This window comes from Stenotrophomonas sp. TD3 (assembly GCF_001939825.1).
Lineage (GTDB): Bacteria > Pseudomonadota > Gammaproteobacteria > Xanthomonadales > Xanthomonadaceae > Stenotrophomonas.
Genome location: NZ_MOYM01000002.1, coordinates 131,955 through 152,335 on the forward strand (window position 1 = coordinate 131,955; position 20,381 = coordinate 152,335).

At 67.0% G+C, this 20,381-nt stretch carries 16 protein-coding genes; 7 read left to right on the plus strand and 9 right to left on the minus strand.

Features of this window, described 5'->3' with window-relative positions; all coding sequences use genetic code 11:
* Positions 1-570 precede the first annotated feature (570 nt).
* The 3 genes from BKE09_RS17470 to BKE09_RS17480 form a co-directional block, all read right to left on the minus strand.
* Positions 571-2,220, minus strand: coding sequence for a phosphoethanolamine--lipid A transferase (locus BKE09_RS17470; protein ID WP_075676942.1), 1,650 nt, complete (start codon positions 2,218-2,220; stop codon positions 571-573).
* A complete protein-coding gene (locus tag BKE09_RS17475) occupies positions 2,217-2,969 on the minus strand; it encodes a phosphatase PAP2 family protein (RefSeq protein ID WP_075676944.1) in 753 nt (250 codons plus the stop codon). Before BKE09_RS17475 ends, BKE09_RS17470 begins: the two co-directional genes overlap by 4 nt.
* Positions 2,970-3,080: 111 nt before the next feature.
* The gene (locus BKE09_RS17480) at positions 3,081-4,784 is read right to left on the minus strand and encodes a glycosyltransferase family 39 protein (protein ID WP_075676946.1); all 1,704 of its coding nucleotides are present in this window, start codon (positions 4,782-4,784) and stop codon (positions 3,081-3,083) included.
* Between the two features lie 131 nt (positions 4,785-4,915).
* Between BKE09_RS17480 and BKE09_RS17485 the strand changes: the two genes are divergently transcribed.
* The 3 genes from BKE09_RS17485 to BKE09_RS17495 all read left to right on the plus strand — a co-directional run bounded on the left by BKE09_RS17485 (position 4,916) and on the right by BKE09_RS17495 (position 8,274).
* On the plus strand, positions 4,916-5,629 hold the full coding sequence (locus tag BKE09_RS17485; RefSeq protein WP_014038101.1) for a response regulator transcription factor: 714 nt from the start codon (positions 4,916-4,918) through the stop codon (positions 5,627-5,629).
* Complete coding sequence (locus BKE09_RS17490; protein ID WP_049443039.1) at positions 5,616-6,902, plus strand: HAMP domain-containing sensor histidine kinase; 1,287 nt, start codon at positions 5,616-5,618, stop codon at positions 6,900-6,902. The genes BKE09_RS17485 and BKE09_RS17490 overlap by 14 nt, the downstream gene beginning before the upstream one ends.
* A gap of 121 nt (positions 6,903-7,023) precedes the next feature.
* Entirely contained in the window at positions 7,024-8,274 is a 1,251-nt protein-coding gene (locus BKE09_RS17495) for a DUF819 family protein (RefSeq protein ID WP_075676948.1), read from the plus strand.
* Positions 8,275-8,478: 204 nt separating this feature from the next.
* On the opposite strand, the gene BKE09_RS17500 is transcribed toward BKE09_RS17495, so the two are convergent.
* Together BKE09_RS17500 and BKE09_RS17505 are read right to left on the minus strand one after the other, a co-directional pair.
* Entirely contained in the window at positions 8,479-8,703 is a 225-nt protein-coding gene (locus BKE09_RS17500; RefSeq protein WP_005410613.1) for a CstA-like transporter-associated (seleno)protein, read from the minus strand.
* Positions 8,703-10,784 carry a carbon starvation CstA family protein gene (locus BKE09_RS17505; protein ID WP_014038097.1) on the minus strand — a complete coding sequence of 694 codons (2,082 nt, stop codon included), beginning with the start codon at positions 10,782-10,784 and terminating at the stop codon, positions 8,703-8,705. The genes BKE09_RS17500 and BKE09_RS17505 overlap by 1 nt, the downstream gene beginning before the upstream one ends.
* Before the next feature lie 215 nt (positions 10,785-10,999).
* Here BKE09_RS17505 and BKE09_RS17515 point away from each other — a divergent pair, with 215 nt between their 5' ends.
* Positions 11,000-11,851: a pirin family protein gene (locus BKE09_RS17515; RefSeq protein ID WP_014038096.1), complete on the plus strand. Its 852-nt coding sequence runs from the start codon at positions 11,000-11,002 to the stop codon at positions 11,849-11,851.
* 128 nt (positions 11,852-11,979) lie between these two features.
* On the opposite strand, the gene BKE09_RS17520 is transcribed toward BKE09_RS17515, so the two are convergent.
* The 4 genes from BKE09_RS17520 to BKE09_RS17535 all read right to left on the minus strand — a co-directional run bounded on the left by BKE09_RS17520 (position 11,980) and on the right by BKE09_RS17535 (position 16,991).
* The gene (locus BKE09_RS17520) at positions 11,980-12,438 is read right to left on the minus strand and encodes a hypothetical protein (RefSeq protein ID WP_049443041.1); all 459 of its coding nucleotides are present in this window, start codon (positions 12,436-12,438) and stop codon (positions 11,980-11,982) included.
* A 197-nt stretch (positions 12,439-12,635) separates the two neighbouring features.
* On the minus strand, positions 12,636-13,355 hold the full coding sequence (gene aqpZ, locus BKE09_RS17525) for an aquaporin Z (protein ID WP_049443042.1): 720 nt from the start codon (positions 13,353-13,355) through the stop codon (positions 12,636-12,638).
* A gap of 121 nt (positions 13,356-13,476) precedes the next feature.
* A complete protein-coding gene (locus BKE09_RS17530; RefSeq protein ID WP_049427674.1) occupies positions 13,477-14,340 on the minus strand; it encodes a pirin family protein in 864 nt (287 codons plus the stop codon).
* Positions 14,341-14,927: 587 nt separating this feature from the next.
* Entirely contained in the window at positions 14,928-16,991 is a 2,064-nt protein-coding gene (locus BKE09_RS17535; RefSeq protein WP_075676952.1) for a 3-hydroxyacyl-CoA dehydrogenase NAD-binding domain-containing protein, read from the minus strand.
* Positions 16,992-17,226: 235 nt separating this feature from the next.
* On the opposite strand from BKE09_RS17535, the gene rpoE reads away from it, so the two are divergent.
* The 3 genes from rpoE (at position 17,227) to BKE09_RS17550 (ending at position 20,332) form a co-directional block, all read left to right on the plus strand.
* Positions 17,227-17,847, plus strand: coding sequence for an RNA polymerase sigma factor RpoE (rpoE, locus tag BKE09_RS17540; protein ID WP_014038091.1), 621 nt, complete (start codon positions 17,227-17,229; stop codon positions 17,845-17,847).
* On the plus strand, positions 17,844-18,722 hold the full coding sequence (locus BKE09_RS17545; protein ID WP_075676954.1) for a sigma-E factor negative regulatory protein: 879 nt from the start codon (positions 17,844-17,846) through the stop codon (positions 18,720-18,722). Before rpoE ends, BKE09_RS17545 begins: the two co-directional genes overlap by 4 nt.
* A gap of 74 nt (positions 18,723-18,796) precedes the next feature.
* A complete protein-coding gene (locus BKE09_RS17550) occupies positions 18,797-20,332 on the plus strand; it encodes a DegQ family serine endoprotease (protein WP_014038089.1) in 1,536 nt (511 codons plus the stop codon).
* Positions 20,333-20,381: the final 49 nt, after the last annotated feature.

A 20,381-nucleotide genomic window follows, 5' to 3' on the forward strand; every position in this document is an offset into this window, starting at 1 on the left:
GCAAGTGGCGGAAGTCGGTTGGGTTCGGCAGGGCTGCGCCCTGCACCCGCAGAGGCCCTCAAGCAAGGGCAAAGGCCGAAGCAACAGCAACAGCGTGCATTCCGAGGGATGGCGGGGCGGTGCGGGCTTGCAGGACACGCCGTAAACCCATCCATGGGGGCTCGATGGCGCCATCCATGGCGCCAACGGTCCTGCAAGCCCACACCGCCCCGCCTCTGACAGATCGCTGCGGCTGTTGGTGGGTGTCGACCTTGGTCGACACATCTGTCAGGTATCGACAATCAAAATGGGGTCAGATCCGTTTTCCTCCGGAAAACGGATCTGACCCCAAGGTCGTTCCAACCGATTGCGGAAAACTGTCGAAGGCGGGGTGGGTCCGGTGGCGGGAGTGTCCGCGGCATGGATGCCGCGGCCAAGCCCCCATGGATGGGTTTACGGCGTCTCCCGCCACCGGACCCACCCCGCCTACCCACGGGAAACCAGCTTCTGCTGTTGCTGTTGCTGTCGAGGCTGCCGGCCAGCGGCCGGCACTACCGTGGGTGCAGGGCTGCAAGCCCTGCCGAACAACCCTCAACCTTCGCAGCTGGCGAACACGTCGCGGTCGCGCTCGTACAGCGAGGTCTTCACCTGCATCAGGCCCAGCACCGACGGGAACAGGTTGTCATGGTCGGTGTACGCCGCCGAACGCTTGCGCACGCACTGAAGGTCCAGCCCGCGGCTGCTGGCAAAGCCCGGCGAGAACCACATCGTCATCGGTACCCGGGTCTGCTCGGCCGGGGCGATGGCATAGGGCACGCCGTGCAGGAACAGGCCCTTCTCGCCCAGCGACTCGCCGTGGTCGGACAGGTAGATCATCGCCGTGTCGTAGTCCTGCATGCCCTGCAGCGTGCCGATGGTCTTGGTCAGGAAGTGATCGGTGTACAGCACGGCATTGTCGTAGCTGTTGGTGATCTCTTCGCGCGAGCAACGGCCGATGTCACGGGTATCGCAGGTCGGGGTGAAACGGCGGAACGCGGGCGGATAGCGCTCGAAGTAGGCCGGGCCGTGGTTGCCCAGCTGGTGCAGCACCACCACCCGGTCACCGGGCCTGGCACGCACCTGGGTGGCCAGGTCCTGCAGCAGGATCTCATCCATGCAGCGGCCATCGGCACACAGGCCCGGCGTGGTGGCATCGGACAGCGACTGGAAGTCCAGGCCTTCGCACACGCCCTTGCAGCCGGACTGGTTGTCACGCCACAACGGCGCGATGCCGGCGCGGTTCAGGACGTGCAGCAGCGACTGGTGCGCGCGGATCTTCTTTTCGTCGTAGTCGTGGCGACCCCATGGCGAGAACAGGCACGGCAGCGAAACCTCGGTGCTGGTGCCGCACGAGTGCATGTCCGGGAAACTGATCACGCTGGCCTGCGCCAGTTCCGGGGTGGTGTTGCGGCCACCGTTGAGCCCCCAGTTCTGCGCGCGCACGGTCTCACCCATGACGATCACCAGCAGGCGCGGCTTGCTGGCCGGCGCGCGCGGGGTGGCCTTGGCATCGGTTCCGATCGGCAGCTTCGGCGCGCGCTGCACCGGGTTGTCACCACGCAGTGCACGCGGCATGCCCAGCAGCACGTTGGCCGGTGTCGCGAGGTAGCGCACTTCGCGCTGGTTGCGCATCAGTGCCGAGACATCCTGGAACGAGATCAACGCGCCGCCGACCGCAGTCACCGCCGCCACCACCAGGAAGCCCAGCCGCCACAACAGGCTGCGGCCCCAGCTGCGGCGACGCAGCTGCACACGCCACAGCACGATCATCGGCAGCACCGCCAGCAGCAGTACCGGCCACAGCAGTGACACGGTCATCAGCTCGCGGCTTTCCTTGGGGTCGGTCGCCAGCACGTTGCGCAGCATGTCCGCATCCAGGTAGATGTGGTAGCGGCTCATGTAGTGCGCGGCGAATGCGGTCACCAGCAGCAGCAGGCTGATCACCACCTTGGCGTTCCAGCGCCAGACCAGGATGCCCAGCAGCACGCCGTGCGCACCCAGCAGCAACAGCAGCAGCGACAGCGCGTAGCGCACGCTGCCCGGATGGCTGGCCATCGCGCTGTGCCAGAACAGGCCATTGCCGGCCACCGCGAAGAACAGGCTGGTCAGTGCGATCAGTGCTTCGGTGGACAGCTGCGGCCGCCAGCGGCGAAGACTCGCCAACGCGGGAAGGCGGGCGGGGCGTTGGACCGATGCACTCATGCGTTTGCCTCCTGGCGGTTGGGACGGTCCAGCTGACGGCGGATCAGGACATACAGGCCGAGCGAAAGCAGCCAACATATCAATGCAGTGGCAACGTCATGCGAAAGGAAATGCGCGCCCCGGAGCTGCTGGCTGATGCCGAACACCAGGCCGGTGCCAAGGCCGATCCACAACCCGGCCCAGCGCCACGACGGGCGCCACAGCAGGGCAAAATAGTACAGGCACAGCCAGGCATAACCAGCACTGGCGTGGCCGGCCGGGAAGCAGGCCCGAGCGGCCATACCTTCGGGGCGCAGCGTGAACAGTCCGATGAAGGGCTCATGGCCGCCGTAGCGCAGCAGATCCCACGGGCATTCCATTGGCACCAGCGCCTTCAGCAGGGAGATCACGCCGGTGCCCAGTGCCATGGCAATCACGACATAGAGCAACGCCCATCGCAGGGTGCGATCGCGTCCTTTGCGCCAGTGGTGGAAGCACAGCAGGATCGCCACCAGCGCCGCTGCCGTGCTCAGCCATTTGCCCACCTTGTGCACCACCGTGCGGGTGATCCAGGCGTCCTGCAATGCCCAGTGGCCACCTTCAAGGCGGAACAGGTGATCGGCCACCCATTGGTCGCCGCCGAAACCCATCAGCAGCGTAAACACGGGTAGACCGATTGCGACAGGCAGCCAAAGGTGGGTTACGGCAAATCTTGACGCCAGTGGTGATGTCGCAAGCGGCGCTACCGAATCAATGGGACGAACGGGCATGCTGGGAAGGGGCGGTTCGGGAATCCGCGGTCATGCTCGTCACCTGGATGTCGGAGAAGGGTCGGACGCTCGTTCGTGCCGGGTTAATGTTTGCCCGGCACGTGTCAACGTTCAGTCTTCTTCGGCGGTCGATCCTGTCCGCTCGGCGTGGCATTCCGGGTCCCAGGCCGTACCGGGAAGCAGTTGCCAACGATTCCTGTTGGCAATGCCGATGTCGATCACCTTGGCCGGGTCCACGCAGGGGCTCATCGCATCGTCCAGCACCAGCAGCCAGCGCTTGCCCGGTGCCTCGGCCAGCCACGGGCCGGCGTCATGCCACTGCTCGGCCCACGGGCGCTTGAAGCCGAACTCGCGCACCGGCCGATCTGCCTGCAGCAGGTTCTGTTCGCGCCAGGCGACCAGTGCCAGCTCCGCGTCCGGGCCGATCCGCGCGCCCACCCGGCGCATCACCGCCGACGCTGACGCATACGGATCCAGTGCCGGGATCAGCACCAGGCCGTAGAGCATCCACAGCATGCCGTGGGTCAGCAGCACCAGCGTTGCGGCACGGCGCACCCGCAGCCACACGATCAACGTGGCCAGGGCAATGGCAAAGGTCAGCAGGCCATCCCCCAGCACCGGCAGCAGCGAATCGGGCATCGCACGCCGTTCCAGCTGCGCCACGGCCCACGGATGCTCGGTCATCAGCATCACGCCGAGCACGCCGGTGGCCAGCATCAGCACCACGCTGTAGCCGAACAGGTAGCGCCGCACGCACAGCCGGCGCAGCAGGCCCGGCAACAGCGGGGCCACCGCCAGCGCCATCGCCGGCAGCATCGGCAGCACATAGACCTCGCGCTTGCCGGGGCTGGCACTGAAGAACACCAGCACCAGCAGCGCCCAGCCCAGCAACAGCCACTGCCGGCGGTCGCCACGGCGGATGCGGCGCCACCAGGGTTTGAACAGCATCGGCAGCAACAGGCTGCCCGGCAGCCACAAGGTCAGGATCACCTGCAGGTAGTACCAGACCGGCTGGCGGTGGTGCCAGGCGTTGGCATAGCGGGTGCCGGTCTGCTTGAACAGCAGTTCGTGGGCATAGGACTGCAGGGACGCGCTGGGCTCATGCAGCAATGCCCAGCCCAGCGGGGCAAGCCACACCGCCACGCCCAGCAGGAAGGCCGGGATCAGCCACAGCAGCGTTGCCGGGTGCGGACCGTCCACGCTGCGCCCGCGGCGGCGCTGGTACAGCCACCAGCCGAACCACGGCAGCACCATCAGCAGCGGCAGGAAACCCACGCCCTTGGTCACCGTGCCGAGGCCAGCGGCGAAACCGGCCAGCCACAGCGCGGGCAGATTGCGGCGCTCGCACAGGTGGCGCATCAATCCCCACAGGGCCACCGTGGTCATGCCGACCAGCACCATGTCGATCTGCGCGCGCTTGGCCATCAGGCCGAACTGCAGGGTGCAGAACAGCGCCGCCAGGGCGTACAGGGAATGCCGCGGTGACCACAGCCGGCGTGCCAGGTCCGAGACCAGCCACAGGCTGAGCAGGGCGCCCAGCAGCGACGGCAGCAGGAACGACCACTGCCAGCTGCCGACGATCTCGTAGGCGGCCGCCTGCAGCCACATGAAGACCGGCGGCTTCTCCGCGTACAGCTCCACGCCCCGGTGCGGCAGCAGCCATTCCCCGCTTTCGACCATGGTGCGGGCCGCCAGCACGAAGCGCGGCTCGTCCGGCGGTTGCGGCTGGCGCAGGCCGATACCGGCCGCCAACGCAGCGATGATCAGCAGCCACAACAGGGGCAGGCGCCAATGACGGGGCAGGGCTACGGGCACGGCAGGCTCCGGGAGCAAAACGGCCACTCTGACGTGGCAGGGGTAGGAAAGGCGTCGGAGCGGGCGCACGGCGACCGCATTCCGACATGGTCGGCGCTACCATGGTACGAACTTCCGTGGATCTTTCGTGCATGCGTCTGTTGGTGATCGAGGACAACCGCCAGCTGGTGGCCAACCTGTTCGACTATTTCGAGTCGCGCGGGCACGTGCTCGACGTGGCTCCGGATGGCATCACCGGCCTGCACCTGGCCGGCAGCCACCCTTACGATGCGGTGATCCTGGACTGGATGCTGCCGCGCATGGAGGGGCCGGAGGTGCTGCGCCGCCTGCGCGCCGAGCACGCGTCGGAGGTGCCGGTGATCATGCTGACCGCGCGCGACGAGCTGCCGGACAAGATCGCCGGCTTCCGTGCCGGCGCCGACGACTACCTGACCAAGCCGTTCGCCCTGCCCGAGCTGGAGGTGCGGCTGGAGGCGCTGCTGCTGCGTGCGCAGGGCCGCAATCCGCGCAAGCGCCTGCAGGTGGGCGACCTGGTGCTGGACCTGGCGACCCTGGAGGCGCAGCGCGGCAGCCAGGTGCTGCATCTGTACCCGGCCTGCCGCAAGCTGCTGGAAGTGCTGATGCGCGCCAGCCCGGGGGCGGTGACCCGCCAGCAGCTGGAATTCGCCCTGTGGGGCGACGAGCCACCGGATGGCGACCTGCTGCGCTCGCATGTCTACGAGCTGCGCCGCAGCGTTGACGGCCCGTTCGCCGACAAGCTGATCCACACCCTGCCGCGGGTCGGTTATCGCCTGGCGGTGACCGCGGCCAGCGACGCAACCCGGGAAGACGATGAAGGCGCGTAAGCCGGGCCCGCTGTACCGGCGCGTGGTGTGGTGGTTGCTGGGCTACCTGGCCCTGCTGTCGATTGCCGTGTTCAGCGTCGGCAACTACGTGCACGAACACGCCGAGCATGCCGCCTGGCGCGCGCTGCTCAATTCCGAACTGGACAGCATTGTCGACCACACCGAGCACGAGCCGCATTACCGCTGGCAGGATTCCGACACGCTCAGCCTGTTCCGCTTCGACGAGGGCAACATGCCCGAGAGCGTGCGCACGCTGCATCCCGGGCTGCACGATGGCGTGCCGATCAAGGATCGGCAGACTGCGGTGATGGTGCGTGACACCGGCTCGATGGGGCGGGTGGCGCTGGCGCTGGACATCTCCGATTTCCATGACCTGGAACAGTTCGCCACACGTTGGGTGATGCTGGCCGGGGTGATCATGATCTTCGTCACCGTGCTGATGGCCTCGTTCGGCATGGAGCGGATGGTGCGTCCGTTGAGCCTGCTGGCACAGCACATTGCCGGGCTGCGGCCGGGCGTGCAGGGCCAGCGTATCGAGGTCGATCCGCGCGGCAGCTCAGAGCTGCATACCATCGCCGGTGCGTTGAACGACTACCTGGACCGCAACGAGCAGTTCGTCGAGCGCGAGCGGGTCTTCATCAGCACCGCCAGCCACGAACTGCGCACGCCGATCGCGGTGATGACCGGTGCCGCGGAGCTCGCGCTGGAGCAACCGGGCCTGCCCGAGCGTGCCCGCCAGCAGATGCAGCGGGTGTTGCGCACGGCGCAGAGCGTGGAGCAGCTGATCGAGCTGCTGCTGGTGCTGGCGCGTGATCCGGCGCGCCTGGCTGCGCGTGCCGAGCGCATCGCCCTGGACCAGCTGCTGCCGGAGATCGTCGACGACCATCGCCACCTGCTCGGTGACAAGGACCTGAGCATCGGCATCCAGGCGGCGCCGGTGGATATCGTTGCACCGATGGCGGTGGTGCAGGCGGCGATCGGCAACCTGCTGCGCAATGCCATCGAGAACAGCGGTCGCGGCCATATCGAGCTGCAGCTGGATTCGTCGGCGGTGCTGACCCTGCAGGATCCTGGGCATGGCATGAGCCCGGAGGAGATCGCGGCCATCCACGCGCGCATGGCCCGCGGCGAGCGCGCCGATCGTGGCGGTGGCATCGGCCTGGACCTGATCGCGCGGTTGTGCGAGCACCTGGGCTGGACCCTGCAGCTGCAGCCCTGCGAGCCGCGCGGGACACGCGTCACCCTGGACTTCGGCGCCTCGCGCCCGGCCTGACCGGCATCCCAATCTGCTCCGCGCTGCGGCATGACCCGGCGTGAAGACAATGTTAATCTCGACCTGCGCCGCTTTATGCGGCGCTTTTTTTTCTCCGCTCTTTCGATCGACAGAGGATCCCATGCCGACCGAACCCGCTACTGCCCTGATCAGCAACGACATCGTTGGACTGGGCCTGATTGCCGCCACCCTGGCCCTGATCTTCTGGGCCGCCAGTGGTCCGACCCCGTTGTTTAAGAAAATCTTCGCCTGGGTGCCGGCACTGCTGCTGTGCTACTTCATCCCCGCCATCTACAACACCGCCGGTGTCATCGATGGCCACAACACCTCGCTGTACAACCCAGTCGCGCGCGACGTGCTGCTGCCCGCCGCGCTGGTCCTGCTGACGCTTTCGATCGACCTGAAGGGCGTCATCAAGCTCGGCCCGAAGCTGCTGGTCGTGTTCTGCGCCGGTACCGCCGGCATCATGCTCGGCGCCATCGTTTCATTCCAGCTGATGAAGCTGATCCATCCGGAAACCGTGGCCGGTGATACCTGGGCCGGCATGGCCGCGCTGGCCGGCAGCTGGATCGGCGGCGGCGCCAACATGGTCGCCATGCGCGAAGTGTTCGGCACCGATGCCACCACCTTCGGCCAGTTCGCGGTGGTCGACGTGGCCTGCGCCAGCCTGTGGATGGCGATCCTGCTGTTCCTGGCCAACCGCGCGCAGCAGATCGACACCCGCAACGGTGCCGACACCCGTGCCATCGACGAGATGAAGGCACGCATCAGCGCCTACGAGGCACAGAACGCGCGCATTCCCAGCATGACCGACCTGATGGTGATCGTTGGCGTGGCCTTGGGTGGCGTCGGCCTGGCCCACGCCATCGCCGCGCCGCTGTCGGGCTGGTTCAAGGCCAATGTCAGCTGGGCCAGCCAGTTCAGCCTCGACAGCCAGTTCGTCTGGGTGATCCTGCTGTCCACGGCGATGGGCCTGGGCCTGAGCTTCACCCGTGCACGCCGGCTGGAAGCGGCTGGCGCTTCGCGGCTGGGCACGGTGTTCCTGTACTTCCTGATCGCCTGCATCGGCATGCAGATGAACCTGCTGTCGCTGCTGGATCGGCCGTGGCTGTTCCTGCTGGGCGCGATCTGGATGGCCACGCATGTGCTGGTGCTGTGGGTGGTGGCCAAGCTGCTGCGCGCGCCGCTGTTCTTCTTCGCGATCGGTTCGCAGGGCAACATCGGCGCGGCCGCCTCGGCCCCCGTGGTGGCCGCAGCCTTCCATCCGACGCTGGCCCCGGTGGGCGTGCTGCTGGGCACGGTGGGCTATGCCACCGGCACCGGCCTGGCCTACGTCACCGGTTTGATCCTGAAGTGGATGGCGACCGGCTGAGTTCGGGCCGTCCTGGCGTCACGCTCCCGTAGATCCACGCCATGCGTGGATGCATTTCATGGGTCTCCATGAACAAGGAAGGGGTCGGATCCGTTTCCCGGAGGAAACGGATCCGACCCCGGATTCAACTCGATGTCTGCCAGGTTTCATCCACGCATGGCGTGGATCTACTCAACGTCAATCGAGAGCTGTTGAACCCAACCCTCAACAGCAGCGTCCACCGTTGCGCCCGCCGTATCGCGCTTCCTGGCGCTCGCGGAAGAACGTCTTGTAGTCCATCGGCTCCTGGTCCGGGTGCTTTTCCAGCATGTGCCGGACGTAGTTGTCGTAGTCAGGAATGCCACAGCACAGCCGTGCGGTCTGCACCAGGCGCCGCCAGATGCGGCGGTGCGCCTGGTATTGGCCGGCGGGAACCAGTTGCGTGCTCATCACAGATCCACCATTTCATGCGGCTTCAGCGCCACGTACGGGGTCTCGCGGTCGGTACGCTGCGGGTTGCGGCGTGCCGCCAGGATGGTCTTGATCGAATACACCAGCACCGCGCCCACCACCAGCAGGAACAGTGCGGTCAGGCCGGTGTTGACGTAGGCGTTGACCACGATCTGCTTCATCTGCGCCACCGACTTGGCGGGTGCGGTGATCGTATCGCTGGCGAGCGCAGCCTGGAACTTGTGTGCCTGCGCCAGGAAACCCTGTGCCGGGTTGCTGTCGAAGATCTTGATGAAGCCGGCATAGGTGGTGCAGATCAGCAGCCACACCGCCGGTACCGCGGTGACCCACGCATAGCGGTCACGCTTCATCTTGAACAGCACCACCGTGCCCAGCATCAGCGCGATGCCAGCCAGCATCTGGTTGGAGATGCCGAACAGCGGCCACAGCGTCTGGATGCCGCCGAATGGATCGACCACGCCGGTGTAGAGCAGGTAGCCCCACAGCGCCACGCAGCCGGCGGTACCGATGATGTTGGCGGTCCACGATTCGGTCTTCTTCAGCGCCGGCACGAAGTTGCCCAGCAGGTCCTGCAGCATGAAGCGCCCAGCACGGGTACCGGCGTCCACCGCGGTCAGGATGAACAATGCTTCGAACAGGATCGCGAAGTGGTACCAGAACGCCATCATCGCGTCGCTGCCACTGGGAATCGCTTCGTGCAGGATCTGCGCGATGCCCACCGCCAGCGTCGGTGCACCACCGGCGCGGTGCAGGATGGTCGGTTCACCGATGGCGGCCGCGGTCGCGGTCAGCTGCTCGGGCGTGATGGTGAAGCCCCAGGTGTTGGTGATGTAGTGCGCCGCGGAAGCCGCATCGGCACCGATCACCGCCGCCGGGCTGTTCATCGCGAAGTAGATGCCCGGATCGATGATCGAGGCCGCCACCAGCGCCATCACCGCCACGAACGATTCCATCAGCATGCCGCCGTAGCCGATGTAGCGCATGTGCGCTTCATTGGCCAGCAGCTTCGGCGTGGTGCCGGACGAAATCAGTGCATGGAAACCGGAGACCGCACCGCAGGCGATGGTGATGAACAGGAACGGGAACATGCCGCCCTTCCACACCGGGCCATCGCCGCTGGCGGCGAACTGGGTCAGCGCCGGCATCTTCAGTTCCGGCATCACCACCAGGATGCCGATGGCCAGCGCGATGATGGTGCCGATCTTGAGGAAGGTCGACAGGTAGTCGCGCGGAGCCAGCAGCAGCCACACCGGCAGCACCGAGGCGACGAAGCCGTAGCCGATCAGCATCCAGGTGATCTGGGTGCCGGTGAAGGTGAACGCCGGGCCCCAGACCGGGTCGGCGGCGACCTTGCCGCCGTACCAGATCGCGGCCAGCAGCAGGATCAGGCCAACCACTGAAATCTCGCCGATCTTGCCGGGGCGGATGTAGCGCATGTACACGCCCATCAGGATCGCGATGGGCATCGTCGCGATCACCGTGAACATGCCCCACGGGCTTTCGGCCAGCGCCTTGACCACCACCATCGCCAGCACCGCCAGGATGATGATCATGATCAGGAACGCACCGAACAGGGCGATGGTGCCGGGCACCTGGCCCATCTCCTCGCGGACGAGGTCACCCAGCGAGCGGCCGTTGCGGCGGCTGGACAGGAACAGCACCATGAAGTCCTGTACTGCACCTGCCAGTACCACACCCACCACCAGCCACAGCAGGCCGGGCAGGTAGCCCATCTGCGCGGCCAGCACCGGGCCGACCAGCGGACCGGCACCGGCAATAGCGGCGAAGTGGTGGCCGAACAGCACGTGCTTGTTGGTCGGCACGTAGTCCAGGCCATCGTTGTTGATCACCGCCGGGGTGGCCCGGGTCGGATCCAGCTGCATCACCTTGTTGGCGATGAACAGGCTGTAGAAGCGGTAGGCGACCAGGTACAGCGAAACCGCTGCCACCACGATCCACAGTGCGTTGATGTGTTCACCGCGGCGCAGGGCCACGGTGCCCAGACAGAATGCGCCGAGCAGGGCGAGTGCCGCCCAGCCCAGTTTGGAAAACCCTTTCATGAGGTGCTCTCTCCCGGAAAGACAGTCAAAGAGTCCTGCTTGCCCACGACAGGGTCAATTGGCACAGGACGAATCTGCGGTAGTACTTTGGTCGTACGGCGGTTGCGCTGACGTGCAGCGAACATCAGGGATGGAACAATCGGTTGCGGTGCCATCCATTGGCGTACGGCCATGTGGCGTCCATCTTCACTGGCATCCATCCAACAGGAGTCGCCATGAGCTTTCCCGAACCGGTCCGCGTGCTGCGGACCATCCGTGGCATGCCCACCTCCGACGGTGCCGGCGTGCGCCTGACCCGCGTCATCGGCGGCCCCACGCTGCCCGACCTGGATCCGTTCCTGCTGCTTGATGAGTTCGGTACCGACCGCGCCGAAGACTACATCGCAGGCTTCCCGGAGCATCCGCACCGCGGCTTCGAGACCGTCACCTACATGCTCGACGGACGCATGCGGCATCGCGACAACCACGGCAACGAAGGCCTGCTGACCCCGGGCAGCGTGCAGTGGATGACCGCCGGCCGCGGCCTGGTGCATTCGGAGATGCCCGAGCAGGAAAGCGGGCAGATGCGCGGCTTCCAGCTGTGGGTGAACCTGCCGGCGAAGGAGAAGATGACCGAGCCGAAGTACCAGGAGTTCGCGCCCGAGCGCATTCCCGTGGTGCAGCCGGACGCCGGCGTGGAAGTGAAGGTGATCGCCGGCACGGTCGACGGCACCCGCGGCCCGATCGTGCAGCCGGCCACCGAGCCGCTCTATCTGGACATCACGCTGGCGCCCGACCGGGCCTGGACCTACACGCTGCCGGAAGGCCACAACGCCTTCGCCTATGTCTTCGAAGGTGCGCTGACGGTGGGTGAGCAGGATGCTGCGCGCGATGTCGCGCGCCAGGAACTGGCGGTGCTGGGCGGCGGCGAACAGCTGCATGTTTCGGCCGGCGGCGAAGGCGCGCGGCTGATCCTTGTAGCAGGCCGTCCGCTGCGTGAGCCGGTGATGCGCCACGGTCCGTTCGTGATGAACACGCGGCAGGAACTGATGCAGGCCTTCGTTGATTTCCAGGAAGGCAAGTTCTGAGGTAGTGCCGGCCGCTGGCCGGCAGCAGCCTCGGACGAAGGCGGATCGGGGTGCCGGCCAGCGGCCGGCACTACCGTCGGATCGGGTCGCGTTGCGGGGATGCTGCCAGGCAGTCATCCCCATCACCGTCAGCGCCCGGCGGCCACGGCCGACGGGGTCAGGCTCATGCCCTGCGCCAGTTGTTGCAGTGAGCCCAGCTCCTGCGCGCTGTCCGGATACAGCGAAATCTGCGCGTAACGCCCTTTGTCGATCTTGACCACGCTGATGCGCCGTTCGGCATACCCCGGCGGTTGCTGGCCGCCCAGGTCGGGCTGGTACCAGTACAGTGATTCACCGCCGAAACTGCCTTTTTCCTGGCGCAGCGAGCGACTCAGCGGAATGGCGGGATCACGCGCGCTGAGCATCAGGCTCAGCACTTCGCGGCCATCCGTGGTGCTGGCGCGGCAGACCAGGAAATCGGCCTGCACCTGCTGCTGCCACTGCAGGCCACTGCTGGCTGGCAGCGAAGGACATTCGGACGGCGCCTGCGCGGCGGCCTGGGCCGCGGCGAACAGCAGGCTCGACAACATGACAGGCACGAACTTCATGCATCCCCCAAGGTGATGAGTTGTTTGGCTCCGCCGGCAGGGCCGGCGGCCATGGCATCCCATCCCCGGATGCCGCCCCATCCGGCATGTGCACGGACGGTCAACTCAACCTTAACGGAACGTGAGCGATCGCACAATTCGCGGTTACAGAAGTAACCATTGCGGCCGAGGGTCGGCCGCAATGGGTGCCGCGTGGATCAGCGGTCGCTGCCGATCCACTTGTAGATGATGCCGCCGATCGCGCCGCCCAGCAGCGGGGCGACCCAGAACAGCCACAGCTGGCTGACCGCGCCACTGCCGGCGAAGAATGCGACGGCGGTGGAGCGGGCCGGGTTCACCGAGGTGTTGGTGACCGGAATGCTGATCAGGTGGATCAGGGTCAGCGACAGGCCGATCGCCAGCGGTGCGAAACCGGCCGGCGCCTTGCCGTGGGTGGAACCCATGATCACGATCAGGAACACCGCGGTCAGCACCACTTCGCACAGGAAGGCGGCCGCCACGCTGTAGCCGCCGGGCGACAGCGCGCCATAGCCATTGCTGGCGAACGCGCCGGCCTGGCTGCCATCGATGGCGAAGCCACTGGCGCCGGAAGCGATCTGCAGCAGGATGAAGCCGGCCAGCAGGCCGCCGGCGACCTGGGCGATGATGTACGGCACCAGGTCCTTGGTCGGGAAACGACCGCCAGCCCACAGTCCGACGCTGACCGCCGGATTGAAGTGCGCGCCGGAGATATGGCCGAACGCATAGGCGCCGGTCACCACGGTCAGGCCGAAGGCGAGCGCCACGCCGAGGAAACCGATACCCAGCGGATTGCCGTCACCACCGAACTTGGCGGCCAGCACCGCACTGCCACAGCCACCCAGAACCAGCCAGAACGTGCCGAGGAACTCGGCGGACAAGCGTTTACCCATGCTCATGTGTTGCACTCCTTTGACGGTCGAAAGTGTGATTTATGTCACATTTCAATGATCAGCGGGTGACTGTAGTGTCAACGCCGGGTGCAGGGATACACCTTCGGATGTGTGCAACACGCGATGTTCAGTACTGCGGCAGGGGAATGAATTCCTTGTCATCGCCGGGAATGGTGCCGAAGCGGCCGGCTTCCCAGTCGTGCTTGGCCTGCTCGATGCGCTCCTTCGAGCTGGACACGAAGTTCCACCACAGGTGGCGCGGGCCATCCAGCGGTTCGCCACCGAACAGCATCGCCTTCACTGGCGTCTTCGCGCGCAGGCGGCCACGTGCGCCGGCTTCGGGGATCACCAGGTGCTGCGCGGGAATATCCACGCCATCCAGCTGCGCCTCGCCTTCGAGGATGTACAACGCGCGCTCGCGGTGGCCGTCGTCGATATCGATCTCCGCATCCGGGTCGAGATCGATCGCCACGTTGAGGGTATCGGCGAACACCTTCACCGGCGACTCCTCGCCGTACGCACGGCCAGCGATCACCCGCAGCCACGCGCCGTTGCGACGCTGCTCGGGCAGGGTGGCAGCGGCATGGTGGTAGAACGCCGGTTCGATCTCTTCATGCGACTTCGGCAGCGCGACCCAAGTCTGCATGCCGTGGATGGGGTTGTCATGGTCGCGGTCCGGCTGCGGCGTGCGCTCGGAATGGGCGATGCCGCGGCCGGCGGTCATCCAGTTGACGTCACCGGGGCGGATCACCTGATCCGAGCCCAGGGTGTCGCGGTGGCCGATGGCGCCCGACCACAGATAGGTGACCGTGGCCAGGCCGATATGCGGATGCGGGCGCACGTCGATGGCGGTGCCGGGGTGCATGAGTGCCGGGCCCATCTGGTCGACGAACACGAACGAACCGATGCTGCGAGCCTGCAGGGTAGGGACGGCGCGACGGACTTCGAGGCCGCCGATGTCGTGCACGCGCGGGGCGATGATGGTGGTCATGCGGGCGTTCTCGCTGGCAGGGATCAGGTGGTCAGCATCGCATGCAGCTGTGACGGGGACATGCCCCGTATGGGTAACAGGTTGTTCCAGCCAACGGCGCAGCCCCTCGTGGCTGAACGATCGGTAGAGTCGACTGTTAGTCGACTTGCGCTTGGCCGGGCGGGTGGGTTGCGCAGGACACGCCGTAAACCCATCCATGGGGGCTCGATGGCGCCATCCATGGCGCCAACGGTCCTGCGCAACCCACCCGCCCGGCCTCTGACGGTTTCCGTGTGCTGTCCAGCCACGGAGAAGAAAAAAGAAAATCAAAATCAAACGCCGGTCGCTTCGCTCAGGTGTCGACCAAGGTCGACACCTACCGGGTTTGCTGTTCGCTCACCGTCATCGGGAAACTGTCAGGGGTGGGGCGGTGTCGGGTTGCGGGGTGTCCGCGGCATGGACGCCGCGGCCAAGCCCCCAAGGATGGGTTTACGGCGTCCCCGCAACCCGACACCGCCCCGCCCACCAAACAGAAAAGCCAGAGCCGGCTGTTGCTCCGGCTCTGGCTTTGGCTTGAAACGCGGGTGCCGGGCCGCAGGCCCGGCCGATCACACCACCGGTTCGCGCAGGGCGGGGTTGTCCCAGCCCGGGCGCGGGGCGAAGCGGTCACCGTGGCGCTGCTGCAACGCCTTCAGTCGTTCCACGATGGCATCGGCACCGACCGCACGGATGTGCTGGATCGGACCACCGCGGAACGGGGCGAAACCGGTACCGAAGATCACGCCGGCATCCAGCAGGTCCGCGTCGGCCACCACGCCTTCGTGCAGGCAGGCCACTGCCTCGTTCAACAGCGGCAGGATCAGGCGGTCCTCCAGATCTGCCGGTGCCTGGTAATCGCTGGCCACGTCCGGCTTCTTCGGCTTGCCGTTCTCCCAGGTGTAGATGCCCTGGCCATCCTTCTTGCCACGCTTGTCCGGTTCCACCGTCTGCAGCGCCGCCGGAATCTGCAGGCCCAGGAAGGGCGCCAGTTCGCGACCGACGCCGGCGGCCACGTCCAGGCCGACGGTGTCGATCAGTTCGATCGGGCCCATCGGCATGCCGAACTTCACCGCAGCCTTGTCGATCACCGGGCTCGGGATGCCTTCGGCGTAGGCAGTGGCGGCTTCCAGCATGTACGGGAACAGCACGCGATTGACCAGGAAGCCCGGGCTGCCGGCCACGGGCACCGGGAACTTGCCCAGCGCCTTGCAGAATGCGGCCAGGCGGCGCTCGGTCTCCGCCGCCATGCCGTCGTGATGGATGATCTCCACCAACGGCATCTGCGCGACCGGGTTGAAGTAGTGCAGGCCGGCGAACTGTGCCGGGCGCTGGATATGGTCGCGCAGTTCCACCAACGGAATCGACGAGGTGTTGGTGGTCAGCAGCGCGTCCTGCTTCATCTTCGGTTCCAGCGTCTGGTACAGCGCACGCTTGGCCTCCGGGTTCTCGATGATCGCTTCGATCACCAGGTCGGCCTCGGTCACGCCGTTGCCTTCCAGGTCGGCACGCAGGCGCGCGGCCACGGCGGGACGCTTGCTCTCGTCGCGCACCTTCTTGGCGAACAGCGCCTGCGCGCGTTCCATGGCCGGGTCGATGAAGCGCTGCTCGCGGTCCTGCAGGGTCACCTCGAAGCCCTTGTAGGCGGCCCACGCGGCGATGTCGCCACCCATCACGCCGGCGCCGACCACGTGCACGTGGCGGATGCCGGAATCACCACCGCCGAGGCCCTTCAGGCGCTCGGTCAGGAAGAAGATGCGGATCAGGTTGCGCGCGGTCGGCGTACTGGCCAGCTTCACCACGGCCCGCCGTTCGGCGTCGAGGCGTGCCTGGATCGGCTTGCCGCCGCTGCGCTGCCAGGTGCTGATCAGCGCGTATGGCGCCGGGTACTGGTCCTTCTTGGCCTTGCGGGCGACCTGCTTGACCATCTGCGGTGCCAGCAGCGTGCGTGCCAGCCAGGTGTTGGTCGCCCAGGCCGTCGCGCGCTGCTTGAACGGGCGGGTGGTGCCGGACAGCGCCAGTGCGACGGCGGTGTCGAGCACCACTGCCGGTGCCACCACCTTGTCGACCAGGCCGATGCTACGTGCGGCCGAGGCCGACAGGGTGCGGCCGGTCAGCATCATGTCCATCGCTGCCGGGGCGCCCACCAGTTGCGGCAGGCGGGCACTGCCACCCCACCCGGGGAAGATGCCCAGCTGGGTTTCCGGCAGGCCGATGCGGGTGCTGCTGTCATTGGAGGCCACGCGGTAGCGGCAGGCCAGGGCAAGTTCGGTGCCGCCGCCGAGGCAGTGGCCGTGGATGGCCGCCACGGTGGGGCAGGGCAGCTCGGCCAGCTTCTGGTAGGTGGCCTGGCCGCGACGGATCGCGTCGTTGACGGTGCCGCGACGGTCGAATTCCTGGAACTCCTTCAGATCCGCGCCAGCGATGAAGCCGGCCTTCTTCAGCGACTGGATCACCACGCCCTTGGGCGGGTCCAGCGCGATGCGCTCAAGCAGGTCGCCCAGTTCCAGCAGCACATCCTGCGACATCGCGTTGACGCTGCTGTCCTGACGATCCAGGGAGAGAACCACCACGCCGTCGTCGCGGATCTCGGGGTGCCAGTGGCTGAAGCGGAGACCATCGAAGCCTGAGAGCATGGACGTTCCATCCGGTTGTGTATGGAGAAGCGGCTATGATCCAGAGGTTGTTTCCCCCGCGTCAAATCCCAATAGCAGGGGAGTGGCGCCCCCGGATCCATGGCCGTGGACCGGGACGCTAACGGAACGGTGGTTAAAAGCTGGTGCGGCGCCAGGTGATCGGCGACTGAACTTTTCCCGGGATTGGCAGTCTCATTGCCCGACGTCGGTTGGGCTGACAGGAGTGCGGCCCCTCATGGCCGATGTTGATACACCTCAGGAGCTGGATCTGGAGCTGGTCCGGCGCGTGCAGCACGGCGAGAGTGCCGCGTTCGATGTCCTGGTGCGCAAGTACCAGCATCGGGTCGTGGCCCTGGTCGGTCGCTACATCGCCGACTGGAGCGAATGTCAGGACGTCGCCCAGGACACTTTCATCCGTGCCTACCGCGCGATCGGAAGTTTCCGTGGCGATGCCCAGTTCTCAACCTGGTTGCATCGAATCGCCGTGAATACCGCCAAAAACTACCTGGCTTCACACAATCGACGTCCGCCGACCGATGACATCGACATCGGTGACGCCGAGCAGTTCGACAGCGGTACCCGCCTGCGCGACACCGACACGCCCGAGCGCGAGTTGATGCGCCAGGAGCTGGAACAGACGGTCATGAAGGCCGTCAACGCGCTGCCGGAAGAACTCCGGTCGGCGATCACCCTGCGCGAGGTGGAAGGCCTGAGCTACGAGGATATCGCGCAGAAGATGGGGTGCCCGATCGGCACCGTGCGTTCACGGATCTTCCGGGCGCGCGAGGCGATCGACACCGAACTCCGGCCGCTGTTGGACATCGGCAGCGCCACCCGTGAGAAGAGCCGCGTATGACCAGTAATCCGTTCAACGAATCGCAGAACCATCAATCGCCCGCCGGGCAGCGCCTGGACCAGCGCCATCGCGAGCAGCTGTCGGCCCTGGTCGATGGCGAGCTGGGCGCCGATGAAGCGCGCTTCCTGCTGCGCCGGATGGAGCACGACCCCGAACTGGCCGGCTGCCAGGAGCGCTGGCAGCTGCTGGGCGACGTGATGCGCGGGCAGGCCTCGGCATTGGCACCGGCCGGTTTCAGCGCCGCCGTGGCCGCCGCTGTTGCCGCTGAGCCCGTGCCGCAGGCCGAGCCCCGTCGCCAGGTGCGCCGCAGCGGTTGGCGGGCCTGGGGCGGTGGTGCCGCATTGGCCGCCTCGGTGGCGGCCGTGGCGCTGTTCATGGGCGGCGAGAAGCTGCAGGAAGCCACGCCGGGCGAGCCGCTGGCACCGCAGGTGATCGCCAGTGAGGCCCAGCTGGCGCCGGCACCGACCCAGCCGGCGCCGGTCACCGAGGCATCGGTGGATACCGCGGCAATGGCCGTGGTGGCTGCGCCGGCCGTGGCGATGGCGGCCAGCCGCCGCCAGGATGCCCGCCGCGCCAGTGCCACCCGCAGCCAGCAGGCCGCGCGTGCCGCCCAGCGTGACGATCTTCCGCAGCGTGCCGTGGCATCCACGCAGGCACCATTGACCCCGACCGTGCCGGCCAACGCCAACCGCAACCTGCCGTTTGGTGAGGTCGGTGGGCTGCAGGCCCGGCCATGGCCGCGCTCCAGCCTGGCGCCCGCCGCCGGTGGTGCGCTCAATGCCAGCTTCCCGGCCCATGCCGGTGGTGCCGCGTTCTACCCGTTCGAGCCGCGCCTGCAGGACGACCTGCCGGTGCCGCCGCGCCCGCGCGACTGAGCCGGGCGCCTTCACGCCCCGCCGTCGGCGGGGCCCGTATTCCTCTTTCCATCCGACCCGGAGGTTGCCGTCCGATGACTCCCCGACTCCGCACGCAGGCCATTGGCCTGCTGGCCCTGACCCTTCCCCTGATGGCCTGCGCGCAGGCGCCGGCGCCTGCCGCCCAGACCCAGCCTGCGCCGGCCGCGGCACCGCGGGCTCCCGCGCAGCCGCTGGTCAGCGGCCTGCCCGACTTCACCAACCTGGTCGAACAGGTTGGCCCGGGCGTGGTCAACGTCGACACCACCATCGTCCGCAACAACCGCCAGGCCTCGCGGGGCCCGATGGGGGGCGACGATGACATGCCGGAATTTTTCCGCCGCTTCTTTGGCCCTGACTTCCCGATGCCGGGGCAGGGGCCGGGTGGGCAGGATGGCGGTCCCAGCATCAAGGGCCGTGGCATGGGTTCGGGCTTCATCATCTCGCCCGATGGCTATGTGCTGACCAACTACCACGTGGTGGCCGACGCCAGTGACGTGAAGGTCAAGCTGGGCGACAGCCGCGAGTTCACCGCCAAGGTGGTGGGCAGCGACCAGCAGTACGACGTGGCCCTGCTGAAGATCGACGGCAAGAACCTGCCGACCGTGCGCGTGGGTGACTCCAACACCCTGAAGCCGGGCCAGTGGGTTGTCGCGATCGGTTCGCCGTTCGGCCTCGACCACTCGGTCACGGCCGGTATCGTCAGCGCGCTGGGCCGCAGTACCGGCGGTGCCGATCAGCGCTACGTGCCGTTCATCCAGACCGACGTGGCGATCAACCAGGGCAATTCCGGTGGTCCGCTGCTGAACACCCGCGGCGAAGTGGTCGGCATCAACTCGCAGATCTTCTCCGCCTCCGGCGGCTACATGGGCATCAGCTTCGCGATCCCGATCGACCTGGCGATGAGCGCGGTCGAGCAGATCAAGAAGAGCGGCAAGGTCACCCGCGGCCAGCTCGGCGCGGTGGTCGAGCCGATCGATTCGCTGAAGGCGCAGGGCCTGGGCCTGCCGGACAGCCGTGGCGCCCTGGTCAACCAGATCGTGGCCGGCAGTGCGGCCGCCAAGGCCGGTGTGCAGGTGGGTGATGTCATCCGCTCGGTCAACGGCAGCGCGGTCAACAGCTGGTCCGACCTGCCGCCGCTGATCGGTGCGATGGCACCGGGCAGCAAGGTGAACCTGGTGGTGTACCGCGACGGCAAGCCGCATGACCTCAGTGCCACGCTGACCGCCCTGAGTGAAGACGGGCAGGCCAATGCCCGCGGGCCGTCGGCCGGCGGTGCCGAGGCGGCTCCGCAGACCGGCGCCGTTGCCCTGCTGGGGCTGGACGTCAGCGATCTGAACGCGGCCCAGCGCAAGCAGTTCGGGCTCAACGGCAACGAAGGCGTGCGCATCACCGGGGTCAAGGGCCAGGCGGCGCGCGATGCCGGCCTGTCGCCGGGCATGGTGATCCTGCAGGTCGGCCGCGTCGCGGTCGGCAGCGTGGATGCCCTGAACCGGGCGCTGTCCAGCTTCAAGAAGGACGACGTGGTGATGCTGCTGGTCCGCACGGCCAATGGCAACAGCGCCTTCGTGGCGGTCAAGGCCGGCCAGTAAGGCCTGCCAGGGGGCGCTGCGGCGCCCCCTGCGTCTCCCCCGAAGCCCC

What these genes read in the sequence shown, in the direction of transcription:
- BKE09_RS17550 (WP_014038089.1), top strand. Translation starts at nt 18,797, where the DNA reads ATGACTCCCCGACTCCGCACGCAGGCCATTGGCCTGCTGGCCCTGACC.
- BKE09_RS17495 (WP_075676948.1), top strand. Translation starts at nt 7,024, where the DNA reads ATGCCGACCGAACCCGCTACTGCCCTGATCAGCAACGACATCGTTGGA.
- rpoE (WP_014038091.1), top strand. Translation starts at nt 17,227, where the DNA reads ATGGCCGATGTTGATACACCTCAGGAGCTGGATCTGGAGCTGGTCCGG.
- BKE09_RS17490 (WP_049443039.1), top strand. Translation starts at nt 5,616, where the DNA reads ATGAAGGCGCGTAAGCCGGGCCCGCTGTACCGGCGCGTGGTGTGGTGG.
- BKE09_RS17535 (WP_075676952.1), bottom strand. Translation starts at nt 16,991, where the DNA reads ATGCTCTCAGGCTTCGATGGTCTCCGCTTCAGCCACTGGCACCCCGAG.
- aqpZ (WP_049443042.1), bottom strand. Translation starts at nt 13,355, where the DNA reads ATGAGCATGGGTAAACGCTTGTCCGCCGAGTTCCTCGGCACGTTCTGG.
- BKE09_RS17470 (WP_075676942.1), bottom strand. Translation starts at nt 2,220, where the DNA reads ATGAGTGCATCGGTCCAACGCCCCGCCCGCCTTCCCGCGTTGGCGAGT.
- BKE09_RS17475 (WP_075676944.1), bottom strand. Translation starts at nt 2,969, where the DNA reads ATGCCCGTTCGTCCCATTGATTCGGTAGCGCCGCTTGCGACATCACCA.
- BKE09_RS17545 (WP_075676954.1), top strand. Translation starts at nt 17,844, where the DNA reads ATGACCAGTAATCCGTTCAACGAATCGCAGAACCATCAATCGCCCGCC.
- BKE09_RS17530 (WP_049427674.1), bottom strand. Translation starts at nt 14,340, where the DNA reads ATGACCACCATCATCGCCCCGCGCGTGCACGACATCGGCGGCCTCGAA.
- BKE09_RS17505 (WP_014038097.1), bottom strand. Translation starts at nt 10,784, where the DNA reads ATGAAAGGGTTTTCCAAACTGGGCTGGGCGGCACTCGCCCTGCTCGGC.
- BKE09_RS17500 (WP_005410613.1), bottom strand. Translation starts at nt 8,703, where the DNA reads ATGAGCACGCAACTGGTTCCCGCCGGCCAATACCAGGCGCACCGCCGC.
- BKE09_RS17515 (WP_014038096.1), top strand. Translation starts at nt 11,000, where the DNA reads ATGAGCTTTCCCGAACCGGTCCGCGTGCTGCGGACCATCCGTGGCATG.
- BKE09_RS17520 (WP_049443041.1), bottom strand. Translation starts at nt 12,438, where the DNA reads ATGAAGTTCGTGCCTGTCATGTTGTCGAGCCTGCTGTTCGCCGCGGCC.
- BKE09_RS17485 (WP_014038101.1), top strand. Translation starts at nt 4,916, where the DNA reads ATGCGTCTGTTGGTGATCGAGGACAACCGCCAGCTGGTGGCCAACCTG.